Below are 18,588 nucleotides of genomic sequence, written 5' to 3'. Positions count from 1 at the left end.
TCCATGAGCATCAAACTGACTCTCTCCGGCGTCTACTATCGGGACGGCGGCTTCCTCCCCGAGGCCGAGGGTATGGCCGCGGGTTTGCCCGCGCCCCAGCTGGCCAAGTCCGGCACCATGGCCTACAACATCCTCAAGGCCCACAACACCGCCGCCAACATGGCCGACCTGAAGCTGAAATTCGACGCCATGGCCTCCCATGATATCACCTACGTGGGCATCATCCAGACCGCCCGTGCCTCGGGCATGAAGGAGTTCCCCCTCCCCTACGTGCTCACCAACTGCCACAACTCCCTGTGCGCCGTGGGCGGCACCATCAACGAGGACGACCACGTGTTCGGCCTGTCCGCTGCCAAGAAGTACGGCGGCGAGTTCGTCCCCGCCCACCAGGCCGTCATCCACTCCTACATGCGGGAGCGGTACGCCGCCCCCGGCCGTATGGTGCTGGGCTCCGACTCCCACACCCGCTACGGCGCTTACGGCTGCATGGCCATCGGCGAGGGCGGCCCCGAGTTGGCCCGCCAGCTGCTGTGCAAGACCTACGACATCGCCTACCCCAAGGTCATCGCCATCCACCTCACCGGCGCGCCCCGCCCCGGCGTGGGTCCCCAGGACGTGGCCCTGGCCCTCATCGGCGCCACCTTCAAGATCGGCGCGGTGAAGAACGCGGTGATGGAGTTCTTCGGCCCCGGCGTGAAGAATCTGTCCATGGACTACCGCTCCGGCATCGACGTGATGACCACCGAGACCGCCTGCCTGTCCTCCGTGTGGAGCACCGACGACACCGTGAAGGAGCACCTGGCCGTGCTGGGCCGCGGCGACACCTATCAGGCTCAGGCCCCCGCTGACGGTGCCTGGTACGACGGCGTCATCGAGGTGGACCTGTCCGCCGTGGAGCCCATGATCGCCCTGCCCTTCCACCCCTCCAACGCCTTCACCATCAAGGAGTTCAAGGCCAACATGGCTGACCTGCTCCACCAGGTGGAGGAGGATGCGGTGCGTCAGCTGGAGCTGAAGAACGGCGCCCCCTCCCTCACCAAGAAGATCAAAGACGGCCAGTTCCACGTGGACCAGGGCGTCATCGCCGGCTGCTCCGGCGGCACCTATCAGAACCTGGTCCGGGCTGCCCAGATCCTCAAGGGTCACACCATCGGTTCCGACGCCTTCTGGCTCTCCTGCTACCCCGGCTCCATGCCCATCAACCTGGAGCTGACCAAGCAGGGCTATATCGCCGACCTGATGGCCGCCGGTGCGTCCATCCGCTCCTGCTTCTGCGGTCCCTGCTTCGGCGCGGGCGATGTGCCCGCCAACGGCGCCTTCTCCATCCGCCACTCCACCCGCAACTTCCCCAACCGCGAGGGCTCCAAGCCCGCCGACGGTCAGGTGGCCTATGTGGCACTGATGGACGCCCGCTCCATCGCGGCCACCGCCCTCAACGGCGGCGTACTCACCGCCGCCACCGAGCTGCCCGACGTGCCCGCCGACACCGCCAGCGAGCCCTATCACTACGATGACTCCGCCTACAAGGCCCGTGTGTACTTCGGCGTGGGCCATCCCCAGCCCGAGACCGAGCTGGTCTTTGGCCCCAACATCGCCGACTGGCCCGAGCAGATCCCCATGCCTGAGAACCTGCTCCTCACCGCCGCCGCCGCCATCTACGACCCGGTGACCACCACCGACGAGCTCATCCCCTCCGGCGAGACCTCCTCCTACCGCTCCAACCCCATCAAGCTCTCCCAGTTCGCCCTGAGCCGCAAGGACCCCCAGTATGTGCCCCGTGCCAAGGCGGTCCAGGAGGTGGAGCTGCTGCGGCGGAAGAACCCGCAGGACGCCGCTGTCGTGGAGGCCCTGGGCGGCAAGGACGGCCGCACCACCGGTCTGGGCACCTTCGTCATGGCCCTCAAGCCCGGCGACGGCTCCGCCCGCGAGCAGGCCGCCTCCTGCCAGCGTGTGCTGGGCGGCTGCGCCAATCTGGCCGCTGAGTACGCCACCAAGCGCTACCGCTCCAACGTGGTCAACTGGGGCATGCTGCCCTTTGTGGCCGACGGCTTGAAGGACTGGAACGTCCAGCCCGGGGACAAGCTGTGGCTGCCCGGCATCCGGAAGGTGCTGGAGTCCATGGAGGAGACCGTGGAGGCCACCCTCATCCAGAACGGCCAGGAGCACACCGTCACGCTCCGCCTGCCCGGCATGACCCGTGAGGAGCGGGATATCGTGCTGGCCGGCTGCCTCATCAACTACTACGCCAAGTAAGATATCCCGCGCCTCTCCGCCGCCCCTGCGGCGTCCCAAGCGTTTTGCCCCAGGCAAAACCTTGATGCCGGGCGGATTCACTCCGCCCGCGCAGTTCCAATCTCGCCCGGGGGTCCCCGCTGGACCTGTCCTGCGGGGCGTGCGGGATATCGTGCTGGCTGGCTGCCTGATTAACTGCTACGCAAGATAATACAACAAAGAGAGGACCGGCCCTGAGGGCCGGTCCTCTCTTTGTCTTGTTTTATAAATTGCTTTACTCCAGCTCGAATGCGCCGGTATAGAGCTGGTAGTACACGCCGTGCTGGGCAATCAGGTCGTCGTGGCTGCCCCGCTCGATGATGCGGCCGTGGTCCAGCACCATGATGGCGTCGGAGTTGCGGACGGTGGAGAGCCGGTGGGCGATGACGAACACGGTCCGTCCGCTCATCAGGCTGTCCATGCCCCGCTGAACCAGTGCCTCGGTGTGGGTGTCGATGGAGGAGGTCGCCTCATCCAGAATCATCACCGGGGGATCGGCCACGGCGGCACGGGCAATGGCCAGCAGCTGCCGCTGACCCTGGGACAGGTTGGCACCGTTGCCGGTGAGCATGGTGTCGTAACCCTGGGGCAGGCGGCGGATGAAGTCGTCGGCATTGGCCAGAACAGCGGCGGCCTCCACCTCCTCGTCGGTGGCGTCCAGGTTGCCGTAGCGGATGTTCTCCCGGACCGTGCCGGTGAACAGGTTGGTGTCCTGGAGCACGATGCCCAGGGAGCGGCGCAGGTCGCTCTTGCGGATGTTGTTGATGGAAATGCCGTCGTAGCGGATCTTGCCGTCGGCAATGTCGTAGAACCGGTTGATCAGGTTGGTAATGGTGGTCTTGCCCGCGCCGGTGGCGCCCACGAAGGCCAGCTTCTGGCCGGGTTTGGCGAAGAGGGTAATGTCGTGGAGGATGGTCTTGCCCTCCTCATAGGCAAAGTCCACGCCGTCGAAGCGCACATCGCCGGAGAGCTTGATCAGGTAGTAATTCTCCCCCTCCACGTTGCGCACGGGACCCTGAATGATACGGTAGGAGGGACCGTTCTCCGTCTCGGGGTATTTCCAGGCCCAGGCGGAGCCCGTCTCCGGCTTTTTCAGCTCCTTGAGGCTTCCGTCCTCTCGGGTGCGTACCGGCACCATAACGGCGCCCACACCGTGGGGCACCTTCCAGGCCCAGAGGTTGGTCCGCTTCTCGCTCTCCTCCAGCTGGCTGCCCGACTTGTCGTAGGACACGTTCACCAGGGTGACCACGCCGTGGTCCTCCTCGGGGGCCTCGTCCATCAGGTCGAAGATACGCTGGGCGCCGGCCAGACCCATAATTACGGAGTTGAGCTGCTGGGAGATCTGGCTGATGGGGTTGCTGAAGCTCTTGGACAACTGGAGGAAGGCGGCGATGACGCCCAGGGTGATGCCGCCGCCGATGCCGCCAAGGGCCATCAGGCCGCCAACCATGGCCACGATCACATACTGGATGTTGCCGATGTTGATCATGATGGGCATGAGGATGTTGGCGTACTTGTTGGCCTGGTAGGCGCTCTCGCACAGGGCGTCGTTGACCTCGTCAAAGCCCTTCTGCGCCTCCTGCTCGTGGCAGAAGACCTTGATGACCTTCTGGCCGTTGATCATCTCCTCGACGTAGCCGTTCAGGTCGCCCAGCTTGACCTGCTGGCGGATGAAGTACTTGGCGCTGCGGCCGGCAATGTAGCGGGTCACCACCAGCATGCAGCACACGCACAGCAGCACCACGATGGTGAGCCACACATTCTTGAACAGCATGGCGAAGAAGGTGACGACGATCATGACCACCGAGTTGAACATCTGGGGGATGCTCTGGGAGAGCATCTGACGGAGGGTGTCCACGTCGTTGGTGTACACGCTCATCACGTCGCCGTGGGCGTGGGTGTCGAAGTACTTGATGGGCAGGGTCTGCATGTGGCTGAACAGGTCGTCGCGGATGGTCTTCTGCACGCCCTGGGAGATGGACACCATAATCCGGTTATAGGCCAGGGTGCACAGGGCGCCGGTGACGTACAGACAGGCCATCATCAGCAGCGCCTGGAGAAGGGCGGTGTAGTCCGGGACGTCCATGGCCAGCAGGGGGGCGATGTAGTCGTCAATGAGGGCCTGGAGAAAGAGGGAGGCACCCACGGAGGCGATGGCGCTGACGAGAATACACAGCAGCACCAGGAAGAAGCGGAACTTGTAGCCATCGAACACATAGCTGAGGATCCGGCTGGCGGTGTGGCGCCGGTTAAAGGGCTGGGGTCTCTTATTCATCGTCGCTTCCTCCCTTCGTCTGGGAATCGTAGATTTCGCGGTATACCGGGCAGTTCCGGAGCAGCTCCTCATGGGTGCCCATGGCGCTGATCCTGCCGCCCTCCATCACCAGAATCTTGTCCGCATCCTCAATGGAGGAGATGCGCTGGGCAATGATGAACTTGGTGGTGTCGGGGATCTCGGACCGGAAGGCCTGGCGGATGAGGGCGTCGGTCTTGGTGTCCACGGCGGAGGTGGAGTCGTCCAGGATAAGGATCTTGGGCCGCTTCAGCAGAGCGCGGGCGATGCACAGCCGCTGCTTCTGGCCGCCGGACACGTTGGAGCCGCCCTGCTCGATGTGGGTGTTGTACTTGTCGGGGAACTCCTGGATGAAGGGATCGGCCTGGGCCAGACGGCACATGCGGACCATCTCCTCATCAGTGGCGTCGGCGTCGCCCCAGCGCAGGTTTTCCTTGATGCTGCCGGAGAAGAGCACGTTCTTCTGGAGCACCATGGCCACCTGTTCCCGCAGGACCTCCATGTCGTAGTCCCGGACGTCCACGCCGCCCACCAGCACCCGGCCCTCGGTGGCGTCGTACAGCCGGGGGATGAGCTGGACCAGGGTGGTCTTGGAGGTGCCGGTGCCGCCCAGGATGCCCACAGTCTCGCCCGACTTGACAGTCAGGTTCACATCCTTCAGGCACTCCTTGGAGGGGTCGTTGGCGTAGCTGAAGCCCACGTTCTCAAAGACCACGGAGCCGTCCTTCACCTCGGTGACAGGGTTAGCGGGGTTCTTCAGGTCACTCTCTTCGGTAAGCAGCTCATAGATACGCTCGGCGGAGGCGCGGGCCAGGATGATCTGCACCAGAACCATGGAGCACATCATCAGGCTCATGAGGATCATCATGATGTAGCTGAACATGCTGGTCAGGTTGCCGGTGGTGATCTCACCGCCCACCACCAGGTGAGCGCCCACCCAGGACACAGTCAGCATGCAGCCGTACACACACAGCTGCATCAGGGGCATGTTGAAGGCGATGAGCTTTTCAGCCTTGGTGAAATCGGTAAAAATCTCGTTGGAGACATTGCCGAACTTGGCGCGCTCATGGTCCTCCCGGACAAAGGACTTGACCACCCGGATGCCCAGCAGGTTCTCCTGCACCACGTTGTTGAGCCAGTCATACTTCTTGAAGACCCGCTCGAAGATAGGGTGGGCATTGGTCATGATGAGGTACAGGCCCAGAGCCAGGATGGGAATGACCACCAGGAAGATGAGGGCCAGCTTGGGGTTGATGGTAAAGGTGAGGCCCCAGGCGCAGATGAGCATAATGGGGCAGCGCACGGCGATACGGATGATCATCATGAAGGCCATCTGCACGTTGGTTACGTCGGTGGTCAGACGGGTGATGATGCCGCCGGTGGAGAACTTGTCAATGTTGGAGAAGGAGAACTCCTGCACGTTGTGATACATCTCCCGGCGCAGATTGCGGGAGAAGCCGGTGGCGGCCTTTGCGGCAAACCGGCCGGACAGTGCGCCGAACATCAGCGCCACCACGGCCATCACCACCAGCAGCACGCCGTACCGCACGATGTTCTCCATGCTTCCGGCCTCAATGCCCTTATCGATGAGTTCGGCCATCATCATGGGAATCAGAACATCAAAGGCGACCTCAAAAATAACAAAGATTGGGGTCAGAATGGTGTCCCGCTTGTATTCCTGAATACAGGCGCTCAGACGTTTGATCATGAAATCGCTCCTTTGCAGTTGGAATGATAAGATGTAAGGAACCTAACAGATTGGGGGCAATATAAACCTCTCCAGCGCTACTTTAAAAGGTTGTGCTGAATTTTCCGCGCCGTGGCAATGAACTGCTCCAGCTCTTCCGCCGTGAGACCGGCGGTCATAATCGCCTCGGCAATCTGCGCTTTTTCCGCAATTTCCGCGTGGATGGCCAGGGCTTTTTCTGTTGGAACCAGCTTCTTCAGCCGTGCATCCTGGGGAACGCTCTGTCGGATGAGCATACCGTCCCGCTCCAGGTTCTGGAGAAAGCGGGAGGCCGTAGACCGCCGGATGCAGAATACTTCCTCCACGTCCCTCTGGTAGAGCTCCCGGTCCGGGTGGTCACAGAGAAAGCCCATAATAAGTCCTTCCGTCTCCGTGATACCGTGCCGATCCTCAGGGGGCGGGGCCAGCTCCATCATCTTCCGCCGGAGCAGATTGGACATGCTTCGGATGAGAAAGCCGACGGAATTTTGGCGTTGTATAGCAAACGACCTCCTCACTTTAGTTAGATTGCTAACATATTATAGTGACATAAAAAAAAGATGTCAATAGGTGAATTGCGAATTTATTTTTTTATAAAAAAAGCGCTGGAAGAAGGTTAAAAAATAGACATAAATTCAAAATATAATAAGGCGGAGGCTACAAATCTCTCGGGCCGATCTTTTCCGTCCCGGGGTGATTGCAATCGCCGTGACGACGTGCTAACATGTAACAAAGCGGAGATTGACACGCCCCGTCCGATGGGCGGCGGGGAGATCAGAGAACCAGGTGATGAAGGGTGAAATATTTCTATGGGGCCGGAAAACGGGGGCCCTATTTTGAAGGCTGGCAGCTCCGGCATCAGGCGCCCACCGGTGAGGTGCTGTCCATATTCCCTGTGCTGCGGATTGACAAGGCGGGAAATACCTCGGCGGTCATCCGGGTGGAGTCCCGGGACGGCATATGGAATGTGTCCTGTCCCGGTGGGAGCCTGCAGGCCTCCGAGGGGCTGTTTCAGATCTGGGTGCAGGGCAGTCTCTTCAACCGGAAGGGTGTGTGGCTGGACCTGCGTACACGGGACATGACCCTCTGCGGTGAGCTGCGCTACGGGCCCTTTACCCCTCTTAAATCCGAACTGATGGGGCCGCTGGGCGCACTGACACTTCTCCCTGTCCGGCGGGGTGTGATCAGCATGGGCCATCGTCTGGAAGGGGTTCTCATGCTCAACGGGCGGCGCATTGACTTCACCGGCGGCACCGGCTTTATTGAGACTGTCCGGGGTACTGCCCTGCCCGCCGCCTCCCTCTGGAGTCAGAGCATCTGGCGGGAGGAGCGGAGCAACAGCCTTCTGGTTTCTGTGGAGCGTCTGCCCACACTGGCCGGACCCCGGGTCAACTGCCTGTGTGCAGTGCTCTATGGCGGGCATGAATATCGCCTGGCCTCCTACCGCGGGGCGGTAGTGGATCGATGGACGGCAGAAGGAACTCTCATACGCCAGGGCCCCCTTCGTCTCTCTCTGGAGCCTGCGTACCCGGGAAACCACGTCCCGGTCCGGTACCAGCTCTGGGAGGGAGAGCGGCTGCTCTTTGACCACCTGGATCCGTATGCCGGATACCGGTGCACACTGGAGGACACGCCCGGCGGAGCATAAAAAACGGGAGGATGCGCCAAACACGGCGCGTCCTCCCGTCCTCTGTTTATTGTTTGAATTTTTCCAGCAGGCGGGCCTCCCACACGTCGCCGTACTTCATCAGGACCAGGAACAGGGCCAGACCGGTCAGTCCGATGAGGGCCATGGCCCAGAACGGAATGGAGATAACCGAGCTGCCCACCGCTGACGCCACCAGCAGGCCCCAGGGTCTGGTGAAGAGCACGATGACCAGAAAGCGGAGAAATCCGATGTCGGTCAAACCTGCCAGAATACAGATAAGATCGTCGGGGAAAAAGGGAAAGAGAAACACCAGCACCAGAAATACATCCCGCTTGCGGCGGATCAGGTCCAGATACTTATCGGAGATCTTTTGGCTGACAAAGCGTCCCGCAAAGGACTGACCCAGCACCCTGGCCAGCCAGAACACGACAATGGAGCCCACAACCACTGCGCCCGCTGTGAGCAGGAAGGCAGGCCACATGCCGAAGAGCAGCGCGCCGCCCGCAGCAGTGATATTGCTGGGGATAGGCGCAACGACCACCGTGGCCAGCTGAACCAGGAAAAAGACCAGATGTGAGTAGGGCGAAAAGCGGGCGATATAGTCCTGAATTCCGTCCAGTGAATCTGCCGCGGCAAAAAAGCCTGTGTTCCAGAGAAACAGCAGAATGCCGCCCAGCGCCAGAACTGTGAAAATCAGCGTGGCAATCCATTTTTGATTTCTTTTTTTCATATGCCAAGCCCCTTGTCTTGCGTTGCCTGTCGGACACACTCAGGTATTTTGTCCGGCAGGCATTGTCATAAGGCTACCACAGGCAGGCATAAGATGCCATATAAAAATATTTAAGATTACTTAAAAATGCGGCCGGGACAGAGGAAAATCCCTTATCCTTGCATGCCCTCAGGTAAAAAACAGGCGGTTTCCGGCCTTGGCCGGAAGCCGCCTTACGTAAACAAAAAGCCACACCGCAAACGGGTGTGGAGCTTCTGCATTGCATGGTAGGTATTGTCGAGTTTATCGATCGCTGACGATAACCTGTTCATCGCCGCCAAAAATCAATTCATCGACATCCGTGCTCTGGATGTCACTCCACCACATGGATACAGCCTCCTTTCTGGAATTTGATGGTTTTATTATAGGACCGTCAAGGTCAAAAAACAAGGGACATTTGTACAAAATCGATAAATAAATTGTAAACAAACTGTGTATTTTTGTGTCGGAAAAATTTCCTTGCTATTTGACGGCGGGTGTGCTATACTAGCAAAGTCAATTTTAGATGCAGGTGTAGTTCAATGGCAGAACGTCAGCTTCCCAAGCTGAACACGAGGGTTCGATTCCCTTCACCTGCTCCATAAAAATAACCACACCTTTTGGTGTGGTTATTTTTATGGATACCGTGGGAAATTAAAATGCTCGGGGCATATGGTGCTTGCTCCATCTTTTTTTGTCGTGGCAGCTCAGATATCTGCTGAATCAACAAAGCGGCAGGTTCCAGATGGAACCTGCCGCTTTTTCCATATTATCCATTCATGTATTTCCGCTTTATGACAACATAACACCGCCCGGAGTGCTGGATTTTCTCCGCTCCGGGCGGTGCTATCATCTTTTCTCAGCTCTTTCCCCGTCTCAGCGCCTCGTAGCCGCCGAATGTAAAGCGGTTGACTGTCATCTGCATCTGATACCAATTTTCATCCTTGTTCCACTTCAGAGAGCGATTGACATAAAACAAGCCGTAGACAATGAGCATGAACAGCTTATCCGCCTCATCATGGCTCAGATGGCATTGACGGACAAGATAGGGCACCATCTGGTCCCGCTCCATGGTGTAGATCCGGTGGATAACATAGTTGGACAGGGTGGCATCCTGAAAGATGGCCCGGTATTTTGGATCGTCCGCCACCCGCTGGCAGGGCCCCAGAAGGCGCTCGTTCTCCCGCAGCCGCGCAGTATCGCCGCTGCGGGCAATGTCCTCCAGCTGCTCCATCCGGGCCTCAATGCTCATATCCCTGGAGGCTGCCCTGGCTACCATCAGCGCCTCGTCCAGCAGCTCATCCAGCACCGCGTTGATATCCTGAAAATGGAGATAAAAGGTGGCCCGGGTGATTTCAGCCTGACGGCAGAGCGCTGCCACGGTGATCTTCTCAAAGGGCTGCTGCTCCAGCAGCTCCAGCAGCGCGTCCTTTACGGTGTTTCTGGTGTAAATGGTCCGGCGGTCAGTCTTTCTCGCCGGGGTGGATTGAGCCGGCATATGCTGCACTTCCTTTCCAAGGTATTGCCTGAAAAAGTTCTATACACTTTTAAAAATGTGTCAAAAAACGGCTTCTTTTCTCTAAAGTGTCGTTGCTCCGTGCCCCTGCACGTAGTATAGTTTTTTCCAGACAGGTAGTCAAGAAAAATTTATACTGTCAGAAAATGTGTCTCTCTGTGCAAAGCTCAAGTGCCCCCATCCGCCGGGAACATGTGAAGGAGGAAATACGATGCTCAACATCAATATGGAAGACGTTATCGGCGTTCTGAATACCTGCCGGAACTATCTGATCGCGCTGGGCGTCCTCATGGCCGCAGGTGTGGTTGTCATCATCTCCATGGCTGTGACCAGACGGGTAAGCAAACCGGGCAGATTTCTGATCCGTTGGAGTGCGATCATCGCCATGGTCCTGTCCGGGGCGATTATCGCCAACCTCATCTGTCTGGGTCCCATGCATAACCTGATCAGCCTGGCGTTCACCCCCACGGCCCAGGTCAGCCCTGAGACCACGGCGGAGGCCGCGGAGATTATGGAGCAGGTGGCGGGAGAGGGCTTTGTTCTGCTGAAGAACGACGGACTGCTGCCCCTCTCCGGCGTGGACAAGCTGAACCTGTTCGGCTGGGCGTCCGTGGACCCGCTGTACAGCGGCGGCGGTTCCGGCGGCATCAACGCCCTGTACGACACCGTCAGCCTGAAGGAGGGCCTGGAGGCCGCCGGTTTCTCCGTTAACGAGGAACTGGAGGCGTTTTACACTGCCTATACTCCCAGCCGGGGTGAGATGTCCATTGAAAAGCAGAGCTGGAGCCTGCCCGAGCCCCCTGCGGACACCTACCCCGACGAGCTGATGGAAAACGCCAGAGCCTTCTCCGATGTAGCGGTTATTGTCCTGGCCCGGGGCGCCAGCGAAGGCCACAACGACCTGCCCATGGACGTGAGCCAGGTGGGCTACGACAACAACTCTGACCAGTACGACGACTTTGCCCCCGGTGAGCACTACCTCCAGCTGTCCCGGAGTGAGCGGGACATGGTGGAGCTGGTGTGCAGCAACTTTGACAACGTCATCGTGCTCTACAACGGTGCCAATCCCTTTGAGCTTGGCTTTGTGGAGGAATATGAGCAGATCAAGGGTGTGCTGTGGTGTGCAGCCGCCGGCAACGTGGGTTTCAACGCTGTGGGCGATATTCTCAGCGGCGCCGTCAACCCCTCCGGCCATCTGGCGGATACCTTTCTGTACGACATGACACAGGCCCCCTGGTGGAACAACGGCGCAAAAACAGACTACGACAATATGACCCACATGGCGGTGGACGGCATGAACAGCGGCAAGCCCCAGAAATACTCCCCTTCCTTTGTCAATTACACCGAGGGCATCTATGTGGGCTACAAGTTCTATGAGACCGCCTATGACATCGGCATGCCCGGCTTCGACTACGACGCTGTGGTCCAGTATCCCTTCGGCTATGGCCTGAGCTACACCACCTTTGACAGGAGTATGGAGCTGGCGTCGGACGGAGAGACGGTCACCGTAGATATCACTGTCACCAACACCGGCGATGCTCCGGGCAAGGATGTGGTAGGGGTATATTACAACCCGCCCTACACCGAGGGCGGCATTGAAAAATCCACCGTCAACCTGATCCGCTTCTGCAAGACAGACCTGCTGGAGCCGGGCGCCTCCCAGACCATGACGGTGGCCTTCCCGCTGGAGGAGATGGCCTCCTATGATGACCGCAGCGCCGGGGCCTATGTGCTGGAGCAGGGAACCTACGAGATCAGCATCCGTTCCGACTCCCACACCGTTCTGGACAGCGCGGCCTGTACTGTGGATTCCACCGTGGTCTACGACCAGGACAATCCCCGCCAATCTGATCAGACGGCTGCGGTCAACCAGTTTGACGATGTCCGCGGCAGCGTGACCTATCTCTCCCGCGCGGACCGCTTCGCCAATTACGCCCAGGCCACCGCGGCTCCCGCCAGTCTCTCCATGTCCCAGGAGCAGATCGACACCTATGAGCTCAACGTCAACTTTGACTACGACAAATACATCGACCCTGATGACCAGATGCCCGTCACCGGTGCGCAGAACGTGCTGACCCTGGCCCAGCTCCGGGGCGCGGACTATGATGACCCCAGATGGGAGGATCTGCTGGACCAGCTGACGGTCCGGGACATGCTGGACCTCACCTCCATGTGCGGCTACCAGACCCCTGCGGTGGCGTCGGTGGGCAAGGTACAGACCAACGATGCAGACGGCCCCGCCGCCATCAACAACAATTTCTCCGGCGCGGGCTCCCTGGGCTTCCCGGCTTCCACGGTCATCGCCTGTACATGGAGCCAGGACCTGGCCCGGGAATACGGCCGCATCATGGGCAAAATGGCCCGTGAGCTGGACGTGGCGGGCTGGTATGCCCCCGGCATGAACCTGCACCGCTATGCCTTCGGCGGCCGGAACTATGAGTACTACTCCGAGGACGGCGTCCTCTCCGGTTACATGGCGGGCAACGCCGTGGCCGGCGCCGCTGATATGGGCGTCTACGCCTATATCAAGCACTTCGCCCTCTACGACGGCAACTATAAAATGGTCTGCATCTGGGCCAACGAACAGTCCATCCGCGAGAACTACCTCAGGCCCTTTGAAATCTGCGTCAAGGAGTTCGGCGCAAAGGCGGTCATGGTATCCTGGAACTTCCTGGGCACCACCTGGACCGGAGAGTCCAGCGCACTGCTGAATACCGTGCTGCGGGACGAGTGGGGCTTCCGGGGTATGGTGGAGTCGGACTACTTCCGGGACAACGGCCACGGCTTCATGAACGCCGACGCCGCCCTGGCCAACGGTATGGACGCCATGCTGTCCACCTACGGCGCCGGACCCAATATGCCTCACGACGCCGACAACCCCAGCGCCAGCACGGTGCAGTACATGCGCACAGCCTGTAAGAACATCATGTATACCGTGGTGAGCAGCTGGAAGTATGAGACATACATTTCCCAGACCGGGATGCAGGACTGGGTCAAGGTGACCATCGGAATCGACATCGCCGCCGCTGTGGTGCTGGCCGCCCTGGAGGGGCTGGTGATTGCAGCCTATCTGCGGAAGAAAAAGGCGGAGGGATAGACTTCCGGCGTCTGACCCGCCCGCCCAGTGCATAAGATCCGCCGTCCTCGGATACCGGGGACGGCGGATCTTTCTGACAGCGAAAATCAGGCCTTATTTTCGGAATTTCCCGCAAAACAGTCAAAATACGCCGTACTGGGGGAAAAACTAGCTTGTAAAGCCGGTAGACTTGCGCTATAATATGAAATACAAAAATCAGCGGGGAGGGAAAAGCATGGGAATCTGGAGCAGAATGCGGGAGCGTATTCTGGGCGAGTACTGGGACGCGCCGGACGGCGCTGTGGAGAAGGACCCGCCGGTAAACAGGCCGGGCCGGAGCCAGGGCTTTTCCCCGGCGGATGATACCGCGGCCGGCAAGATCATGGTGCTCAGCCCCGGCAAGTATGTGGACGCGGGCAAAATTGCCGACAGCCTGATTGACGGTTATGTGGTGGCGGTCAATCTGGAGAGCGCCTCCCGGGAGGCGGCCCGGCGCATTGTGGATTTCCTCAGCGGCGCAGCCTACGGCAGGGATGGCCATATTGTCCAGATTGGATACAGTGCCTATCTCCTCATCCCGGCAGGGATTGACCTGCTGGATGTTGTGGACGGCCGCGACCCGGATGACTTGGACTTCGAGGACGCCCAGGGCTTCTGAATACAACAAAAATCTCCGCCGGACACTGAGGTGTCCGGCGGAGATTTTTCTCAATAGAGCGCCAGAATATAGCGGAAGGCCAGCCGTCCCGGTCTGCTGCGGCTCCGGTCCGCCTCACCGGCGATCCGATCCGTCAGGGCGCGGGCCGTCTCCCGTTCCTCTTCCGTCAGCACGTGGGCGCTGAAGGCCGCCTTCTTGGCCAGGGACTCCAGAGTCTGGTCCATGGTCCCGCCTGTATGGGCGTTTATCTTTTCAATGTAGAGGTACATCTCAATCACCGCCCGGTTGGCGTCAGGCTGTCCGAACCTCCGCGCCCTCTTCCGGGCCGCCAGGCGGCGTCGGAGCACCAGCCCTCCCGCCGTCAGCGCCAGACCGGCAGGGATGGCCAGCAGCCACAGCCGGGGACTCAGCTCCATCTTCTCCCCTACCTCAGGCGTCTCTGCCTCCTGCGTGGGCCGGGGCGCCTGACTGTGCGTGGGAGTGGGGGTGGGGGTAGGCTCGGGCGTCTCGGTGGGCTCCGGAGTGTCCTCCGGCTCCCGCTCCCAGGCAAAGGTACCGTCATAGCCCGGTGTTACCTCCACCGGCTGCCAGCCGTATCCCTCCAGATACACCTCTACCCAGGCGTGGGCATTGTAGTCGGGCACGTCCACCCACTCCCCTGCCACCGTGTCCGCCACATAGCCGGACACATACCGTGCGGGAATGCCCATGCTCCGCAGCATCAGGGTGGCGGTGGTGGCAAAGTGCATGCAGTAGCCTCTGCCCTGGTCCAGGAAGTGGGTGACAAAGTCCGTCCCCTCCGGAGGGGCGGGGGTATCCGGGTCGTAGACCGCGACGGACGCCAGATAGAACCCCACATAACGGGCTACCGTCAGGTTATAGGGCGTCCCCACCTCCACAGCGGTTGTCTGACCATCCCATGCCTGCATACTCTGCACCAGCTCAGCGATCTCCTGGCTCAGTTCATCGGGAATCTGGAGGTAGTTCGTATAGACGAAATACCGGTAGTTCTCCTCTGCCTGGGCGGCATCGCCTGTGAGCCGTGCTCTGAGGGGGCTGGCCGTCTCACGGGCGTAGAGGATATGGGTCCACACGCCGGTGCCCCGGGCCAGATAGGCCTCCCCCACAAACTCCGCGCCGCTCATCCGCTCCGGGGTGGTGCTCAGCTGATAGGGTGTGTACACAAAGCGGTCGGCCGCTCCAACATTCTCCACCTCAATGCGGGTGGCGCTGCCGCTCATATCGGCCATGGCGGGGAAGTTGATGGGCTGGTACTCCCCAATGCCCTCCACCATGAAGGGCTCCCCGCTCATCTCCTCGTCATAGACCTCGCCGATGCCTGGCAGAAGGATCTCCCAGCCCTCCCGCATCTGCCGGTACACCTCGTCGGACAGCTGCTCCCAGCCGCCGCCGGTATAGACAGCGGAGGAGAAGCCTCGCAGATAGATATGTCCCGTGGTACCGCTGCGGACCCGGAGGGCAGTGCCGCCGTCAAAGTCCAGGGGTCCGGCCTGGCTCAGGTCGATCTGGTCGGAGCCGGATGCCAGACCCAGATCCGCACCCGCGTTGGTCACGCCCCGCCCGGCTGCCGCCAGACGGTCGATGATCTCCAGCCGGGCCTCCTCCGCCCAGCCGGACTGCTCGTAGTCCTCCCGGGGCAGCAATGCCCCCAGCCCCGCCAGCAGCAGCGCGCACAGCGGCAGTACCATAAGCACGGTCTTGGCGCTGCCCGGCAGATCCCGCTTGTTGGCCTGCCGCACCAGCAGACCGACGCCCCAGAACAGGAGCAGCATCAGCAGAGGAACCCAGCCGGGCGTCACCGTCACCGCCAGCGGCAGCACCAGCAGCGGGAAGGTGCCCCAGAAGGTGAGCCAGAAGGACCTCATCCGCTGCCACAGCCATCCGATCCAGAAGGCCAGGACCACCGTCAGCAGCAGGAACAGGGCGGTAATAGCCGCCGCCTCGCTCCACAGCGTGGTGGTGCCGGTCAGATCGGTGATATCCAGAGTCACACTGCTGCCCACGGCCCAGGCAAAGGTATTCACCACCTGCCTGGCCAGCACCAGGCCGCCCAGCTCCAGCAGATCCAGCCAGCGCCAGGCCGTCACCGCCACCGCCACGGCGCAGCCCGGATAGAGTGCGCCTCTGGCCCAGCGCCAGGGCAGGGCAAACACTGCCGTAAAGAAGATGGCGCACACTAGACAGGTGACGGTGATGGTCCGGTACTCCACCAGCAGTTGGAATGCCGTAATGAGACAGAACACCGTGCCGTACAGGCCCAGGAAGAGCATGAGGCAGTCGGACAGCAGCACCGCAGTACGGCGGATTGGGGTGAGATTTTCCTTCATCGGTCTCCCTCCCCTTCCCTGTCGTCCTCCGCCGTGATGTGGAGCCGGCGGACCAGGCTGTCACCGGCGGTTCCATCCAGGCCGCCCGCCGGAGCCCCTCCGGCCCGCTCAGGAGCCGGCGTGGAGAAAATCTCCCACTGGCAGGTCCGCAGCTCGGTCAGGCTGGACACTTTCTCCTCTCTGACCCGTCCGCTCCCCTCCTCCAGCCAGCGGACGGCGTGGGGCCGCTCCCGCTCGATGAGGGCCCGGGACACCGCGTCCAGCCGGTCCTGTATCCGGTCCAGCTCATCCGGCGTACCGAAATGGTCGAAGCTGAGGATGATGATGGTCTTTCGGGGCTCCAGAGTCTCCCGCACCACCAGGGAATCCACCTTGGTGGAGAGCTTCCAGTGCACCGAGCGCAGGGGGTCTCCCGCCCGGTAGGGCCGCAGGTCGTAGTCCTCACCGGGGCCTCCGCCGGGCCGGGGACGCAGAACCGGGTTTTTCTCCGCCCCCAGCAGGGCCGGTACCGGCTCTGGGGGCAGCTCCAGAGGGAGCACTGCCAGCTCAGCCGCAGGAGGTAGGGGCCGCCGAAGGGCGAACAGGCCCAGCAGATCGCACACCCGCACCCGCGCCGCCCGGCAGCGGACCATGCCGCAGTGGCCAGTGGGCAGGCTCTCCCGCCGCACTGCCCCCAGGGACGCTCCGGACAGCCCCATACGGATACGGCCGGACTGTCCGTTCATGGCGTTGTCCCACCGCAGCTCCACGCTCAGCCGCCCCACCGGCAGGCGGCTGCGGCTTGCAACAGTAATCTGGGCCGCCGCCGTCTCATTCCGGCGCACTGCTCTGGCAGTCAGGGCCAGCTCTACGGTACACCCCAGCATGCCCGGCAGGCTCACCAGCAGGGAGAAGATGGGGAATACCAGGGCCAGCACCAGGACATAAAAAGAGAAATACCCGTTAAAGCAGATGAAAAAGAGTACCGCCGCCCCCAGCGCCAGCAGGTACCCAATCCGGCACCGGGCCATTACTGCACCCTGGGCGGCGCCACCGCCCGCAGCACATCCTCCAGCGGATCGTTCTCCCCCGCTCTGGGCGAGAGGATGAGCCGGTGGGCCACGGTGTCCTTGAACACCAGGGACACGTCCTCGGGCAGCACGTAGTCCCGGTTCTGGACAAAGGCTGCTGCCTTGGCCATGGCGGCCAAGGCAAGGGAGGCCCGGGGGCTGGCCCCCTGCTCAATCATGGGGTGAACCCGGGTGGCGCCCACCAGGGCCACCACGTAGTCCAGCACCTGTTCGGAGAGATGTACGGCGTCCACCTGCCGCTGGAGGTCCAGCAGACCGCCGTGGTCCACCACCCGCTCTACCCGCTCCAGGGGATTGCCCCCCTGCTTACGGCGGAGCATCTCCTTCTCCGCCTCAGGGGCCGGGTAGCCCATGGACAGGCGCACCATAAAACGGTCCATCTGGGAGTCGGGCAGCAACTGGGTGCCTGCGGCGCCAGCCGGGTTCTGGGTGGCGATGACAACAAAGGGCCGGGGCACCGGGTGGGACACGCCGTCCACCGTCACCTGCCCCTCCTCCATGGCCTCCAGCAGAGCGGACTGGGTGCGGCTGGTGGCACGGTTGAGCTCGTCGGCCAGGAACAGATTGCACAGCGCCGCGCCGGGCTGGTACTCCATCTTCCCAGTCTCCTTATTATATAATGAGAAGCCGGTGATGTCGGAGGGCATGACGTCGGGGGTAAACTGCACCCGGTTGTAGTCCAGGGACAGCGCCCGGGAGAAGGCCAGGGCCATGGTGGTCTTGCCCACGCCGGGGATATCCTCCAGCAGAATATGCCCCCGGGCCAGGATGGCCAGCAGGGCACGGGCCAGCACCTCGTCCTTGCCCACCACCGCTTTTTTCACTTCCTGCAAAATTTGTACTGCCTGGTTCATACCTTCTTCTCCTCATTTCCTTTTGGCTATATGGAACAGCACCTTTAGACATTATTTTAGGGATATTTTCTATTTATGTCAACGCGGAAAACACTGGCGAGGCCTCCGCCGTTCATTTTCCCTGTGATGATATCGCATCAAGGTGAAAAAAAGTTGCAGCTGGGCTGCATTTCCCGATTCCGCCCTCCTTTTCGTCCATTTTTACCCGTCCGTACCCGGTGAAAAAACATGGAAAGCCCTTGCAATGGAGCCTGTTCCGTGGTATACTGCGTATGATAGTAGAGGTAGTATGGTGAGAGTGGGGCTTTGCTCCGCTCTTTATTATTGAAAAAAACCGGTTTGGTTTTTTCTGACATCTTGTACCGAAGGAGGCTCCTATA

At 60.9% G+C, this 18,588-nt stretch carries 12 protein-coding genes and 1 tRNA gene; 5 read left to right on the top strand and 8 right to left on the bottom strand.

All coding sequences use genetic code 11. From position 1 onward, the window contains the following. The first annotated feature begins 3 nt into the window (after positions 1-3). Positions 4-2,253 carry a hydratase gene (locus ACOX7T_RS08600; RefSeq protein ID WP_433441808.1) on the top strand — a complete coding sequence of 750 codons (2,250 nt, stop codon included), beginning with the start codon at positions 4-6 and terminating at the stop codon, positions 2,251-2,253. Between the two features lie 253 nt (positions 2,254-2,506). Here the strand turns inward: ACOX7T_RS08600 and ACOX7T_RS08595 are convergent, their stop codons facing one another. The 3 genes from ACOX7T_RS08595 to ACOX7T_RS08585 form a co-directional block, all read right to left on the bottom strand. Continuing rightward, positions 2,507-4,546: an ABC transporter ATP-binding protein gene (locus ACOX7T_RS08595; protein ID WP_433441806.1), complete on the bottom strand. Its 2,040-nt coding sequence runs from the start codon at positions 4,544-4,546 to the stop codon at positions 2,507-2,509. After that, positions 4,539-6,272: an ABC transporter ATP-binding protein gene (locus ACOX7T_RS08590; RefSeq protein ID WP_433441804.1), complete on the bottom strand. Its 1,734-nt coding sequence runs from the start codon at positions 6,270-6,272 to the stop codon at positions 4,539-4,541. The genes ACOX7T_RS08595 and ACOX7T_RS08590 overlap by 8 nt, the downstream gene beginning before the upstream one ends. 77 nt (positions 6,273-6,349) lie before the next feature. Beyond that, positions 6,350-6,751 (bottom strand): MarR family winged helix-turn-helix transcriptional regulator, encoded by a 402-nt coding sequence (locus ACOX7T_RS08585; RefSeq protein ID WP_433441802.1) that lies wholly within the window; start codon positions 6,749-6,751, stop codon positions 6,350-6,352. A gap of 335 nt (positions 6,752-7,086) precedes the next feature. Here ACOX7T_RS08585 and ACOX7T_RS08580 point away from each other — a divergent pair, with 335 nt between their 5' ends. Further along, the gene (locus tag ACOX7T_RS08580) at positions 7,087-7,938 is read left to right on the top strand and encodes a hypothetical protein (protein WP_433441800.1); all 852 of its coding nucleotides are present in this window, start codon (positions 7,087-7,089) and stop codon (positions 7,936-7,938) included. A gap of 46 nt (positions 7,939-7,984) precedes the next feature. Here ACOX7T_RS08580 and ACOX7T_RS08575 read toward each other — a convergent pair whose 3' ends face one another. Continuing rightward, positions 7,985-8,668: a TVP38/TMEM64 family protein gene (locus tag ACOX7T_RS08575; protein WP_433441798.1), complete on the bottom strand. Its 684-nt coding sequence runs from the start codon at positions 8,666-8,668 to the stop codon at positions 7,985-7,987. A gap of 546 nt (positions 8,669-9,214) precedes the next feature. Between ACOX7T_RS08575 and ACOX7T_RS08570 the strand changes: the two genes are divergently transcribed. Beyond that, positions 9,215-9,288 (top strand) — tRNA-Gly (locus tag ACOX7T_RS08570). A 257-nt stretch (positions 9,289-9,545) separates the two neighbouring features. Here the strand turns inward: ACOX7T_RS08570 and ACOX7T_RS08565 are convergent. Beyond that, complete coding sequence (locus ACOX7T_RS08565) at positions 9,546-10,184, bottom strand: TetR/AcrR family transcriptional regulator (protein ID WP_433441796.1); 639 nt, start codon at positions 10,182-10,184, stop codon at positions 9,546-9,548. 229 nt (positions 10,185-10,413) lie between these two features. On the opposite strand from ACOX7T_RS08565, the gene ACOX7T_RS08560 reads away from it, so the two are divergent. Together ACOX7T_RS08560 and ACOX7T_RS08555 are read left to right on the top strand one after the other, a co-directional pair. Continuing rightward, positions 10,414-13,299 (top strand): glycoside hydrolase family 3 C-terminal domain-containing protein, encoded by a 2,886-nt coding sequence (locus ACOX7T_RS08560; RefSeq protein ID WP_433441794.1) that lies wholly within the window; start codon positions 10,414-10,416, stop codon positions 13,297-13,299. Between the two features lie 214 nt (positions 13,300-13,513). Then, the gene (locus ACOX7T_RS08555; RefSeq protein WP_433441792.1) at positions 13,514-13,936 is read left to right on the top strand and encodes a cell division protein SepF; all 423 of its coding nucleotides are present in this window, start codon (positions 13,514-13,516) and stop codon (positions 13,934-13,936) included. Between the two features lie 50 nt (positions 13,937-13,986). Here the strand turns inward: ACOX7T_RS08555 and ACOX7T_RS08550 are convergent, their stop codons facing one another. From ACOX7T_RS08550 to ACOX7T_RS08540, 3 genes are read right to left on the bottom strand one after another with little or no spacing between them, the layout of a single operon-like run. Continuing rightward, positions 13,987-16,284 carry a transglutaminase domain-containing protein gene (locus ACOX7T_RS08550; protein ID WP_433441790.1) on the bottom strand — a complete coding sequence of 766 codons (2,298 nt, stop codon included), beginning with the start codon at positions 16,282-16,284 and terminating at the stop codon, positions 13,987-13,989. Then, the gene (locus tag ACOX7T_RS08545; protein ID WP_433441788.1) at positions 16,281-17,294 is read right to left on the bottom strand and encodes a DUF58 domain-containing protein; all 1,014 of its coding nucleotides are present in this window, start codon (positions 17,292-17,294) and stop codon (positions 16,281-16,283) included. Before ACOX7T_RS08545 ends, ACOX7T_RS08550 begins: the two co-directional genes overlap by 4 nt. Continuing rightward, positions 17,294-18,208 (bottom strand): AAA family ATPase, encoded by a 915-nt coding sequence (locus tag ACOX7T_RS08540; RefSeq protein ID WP_433441786.1) that lies wholly within the window; start codon positions 18,206-18,208, stop codon positions 17,294-17,296. The genes ACOX7T_RS08545 and ACOX7T_RS08540 overlap by 1 nt, the downstream gene beginning before the upstream one ends. Between the last annotated feature and the right edge of the window lie 380 nt (positions 18,209-18,588).

The organism is Pseudoflavonifractor sp. (assembly GCF_050943825.1).
Classification (GTDB): Bacteria; Bacillota; Clostridia; order Oscillospirales; family Oscillospiraceae; genus Pseudoflavonifractor.
This window is presented reverse-complemented; position numbering and strand designations above follow the sequence as displayed.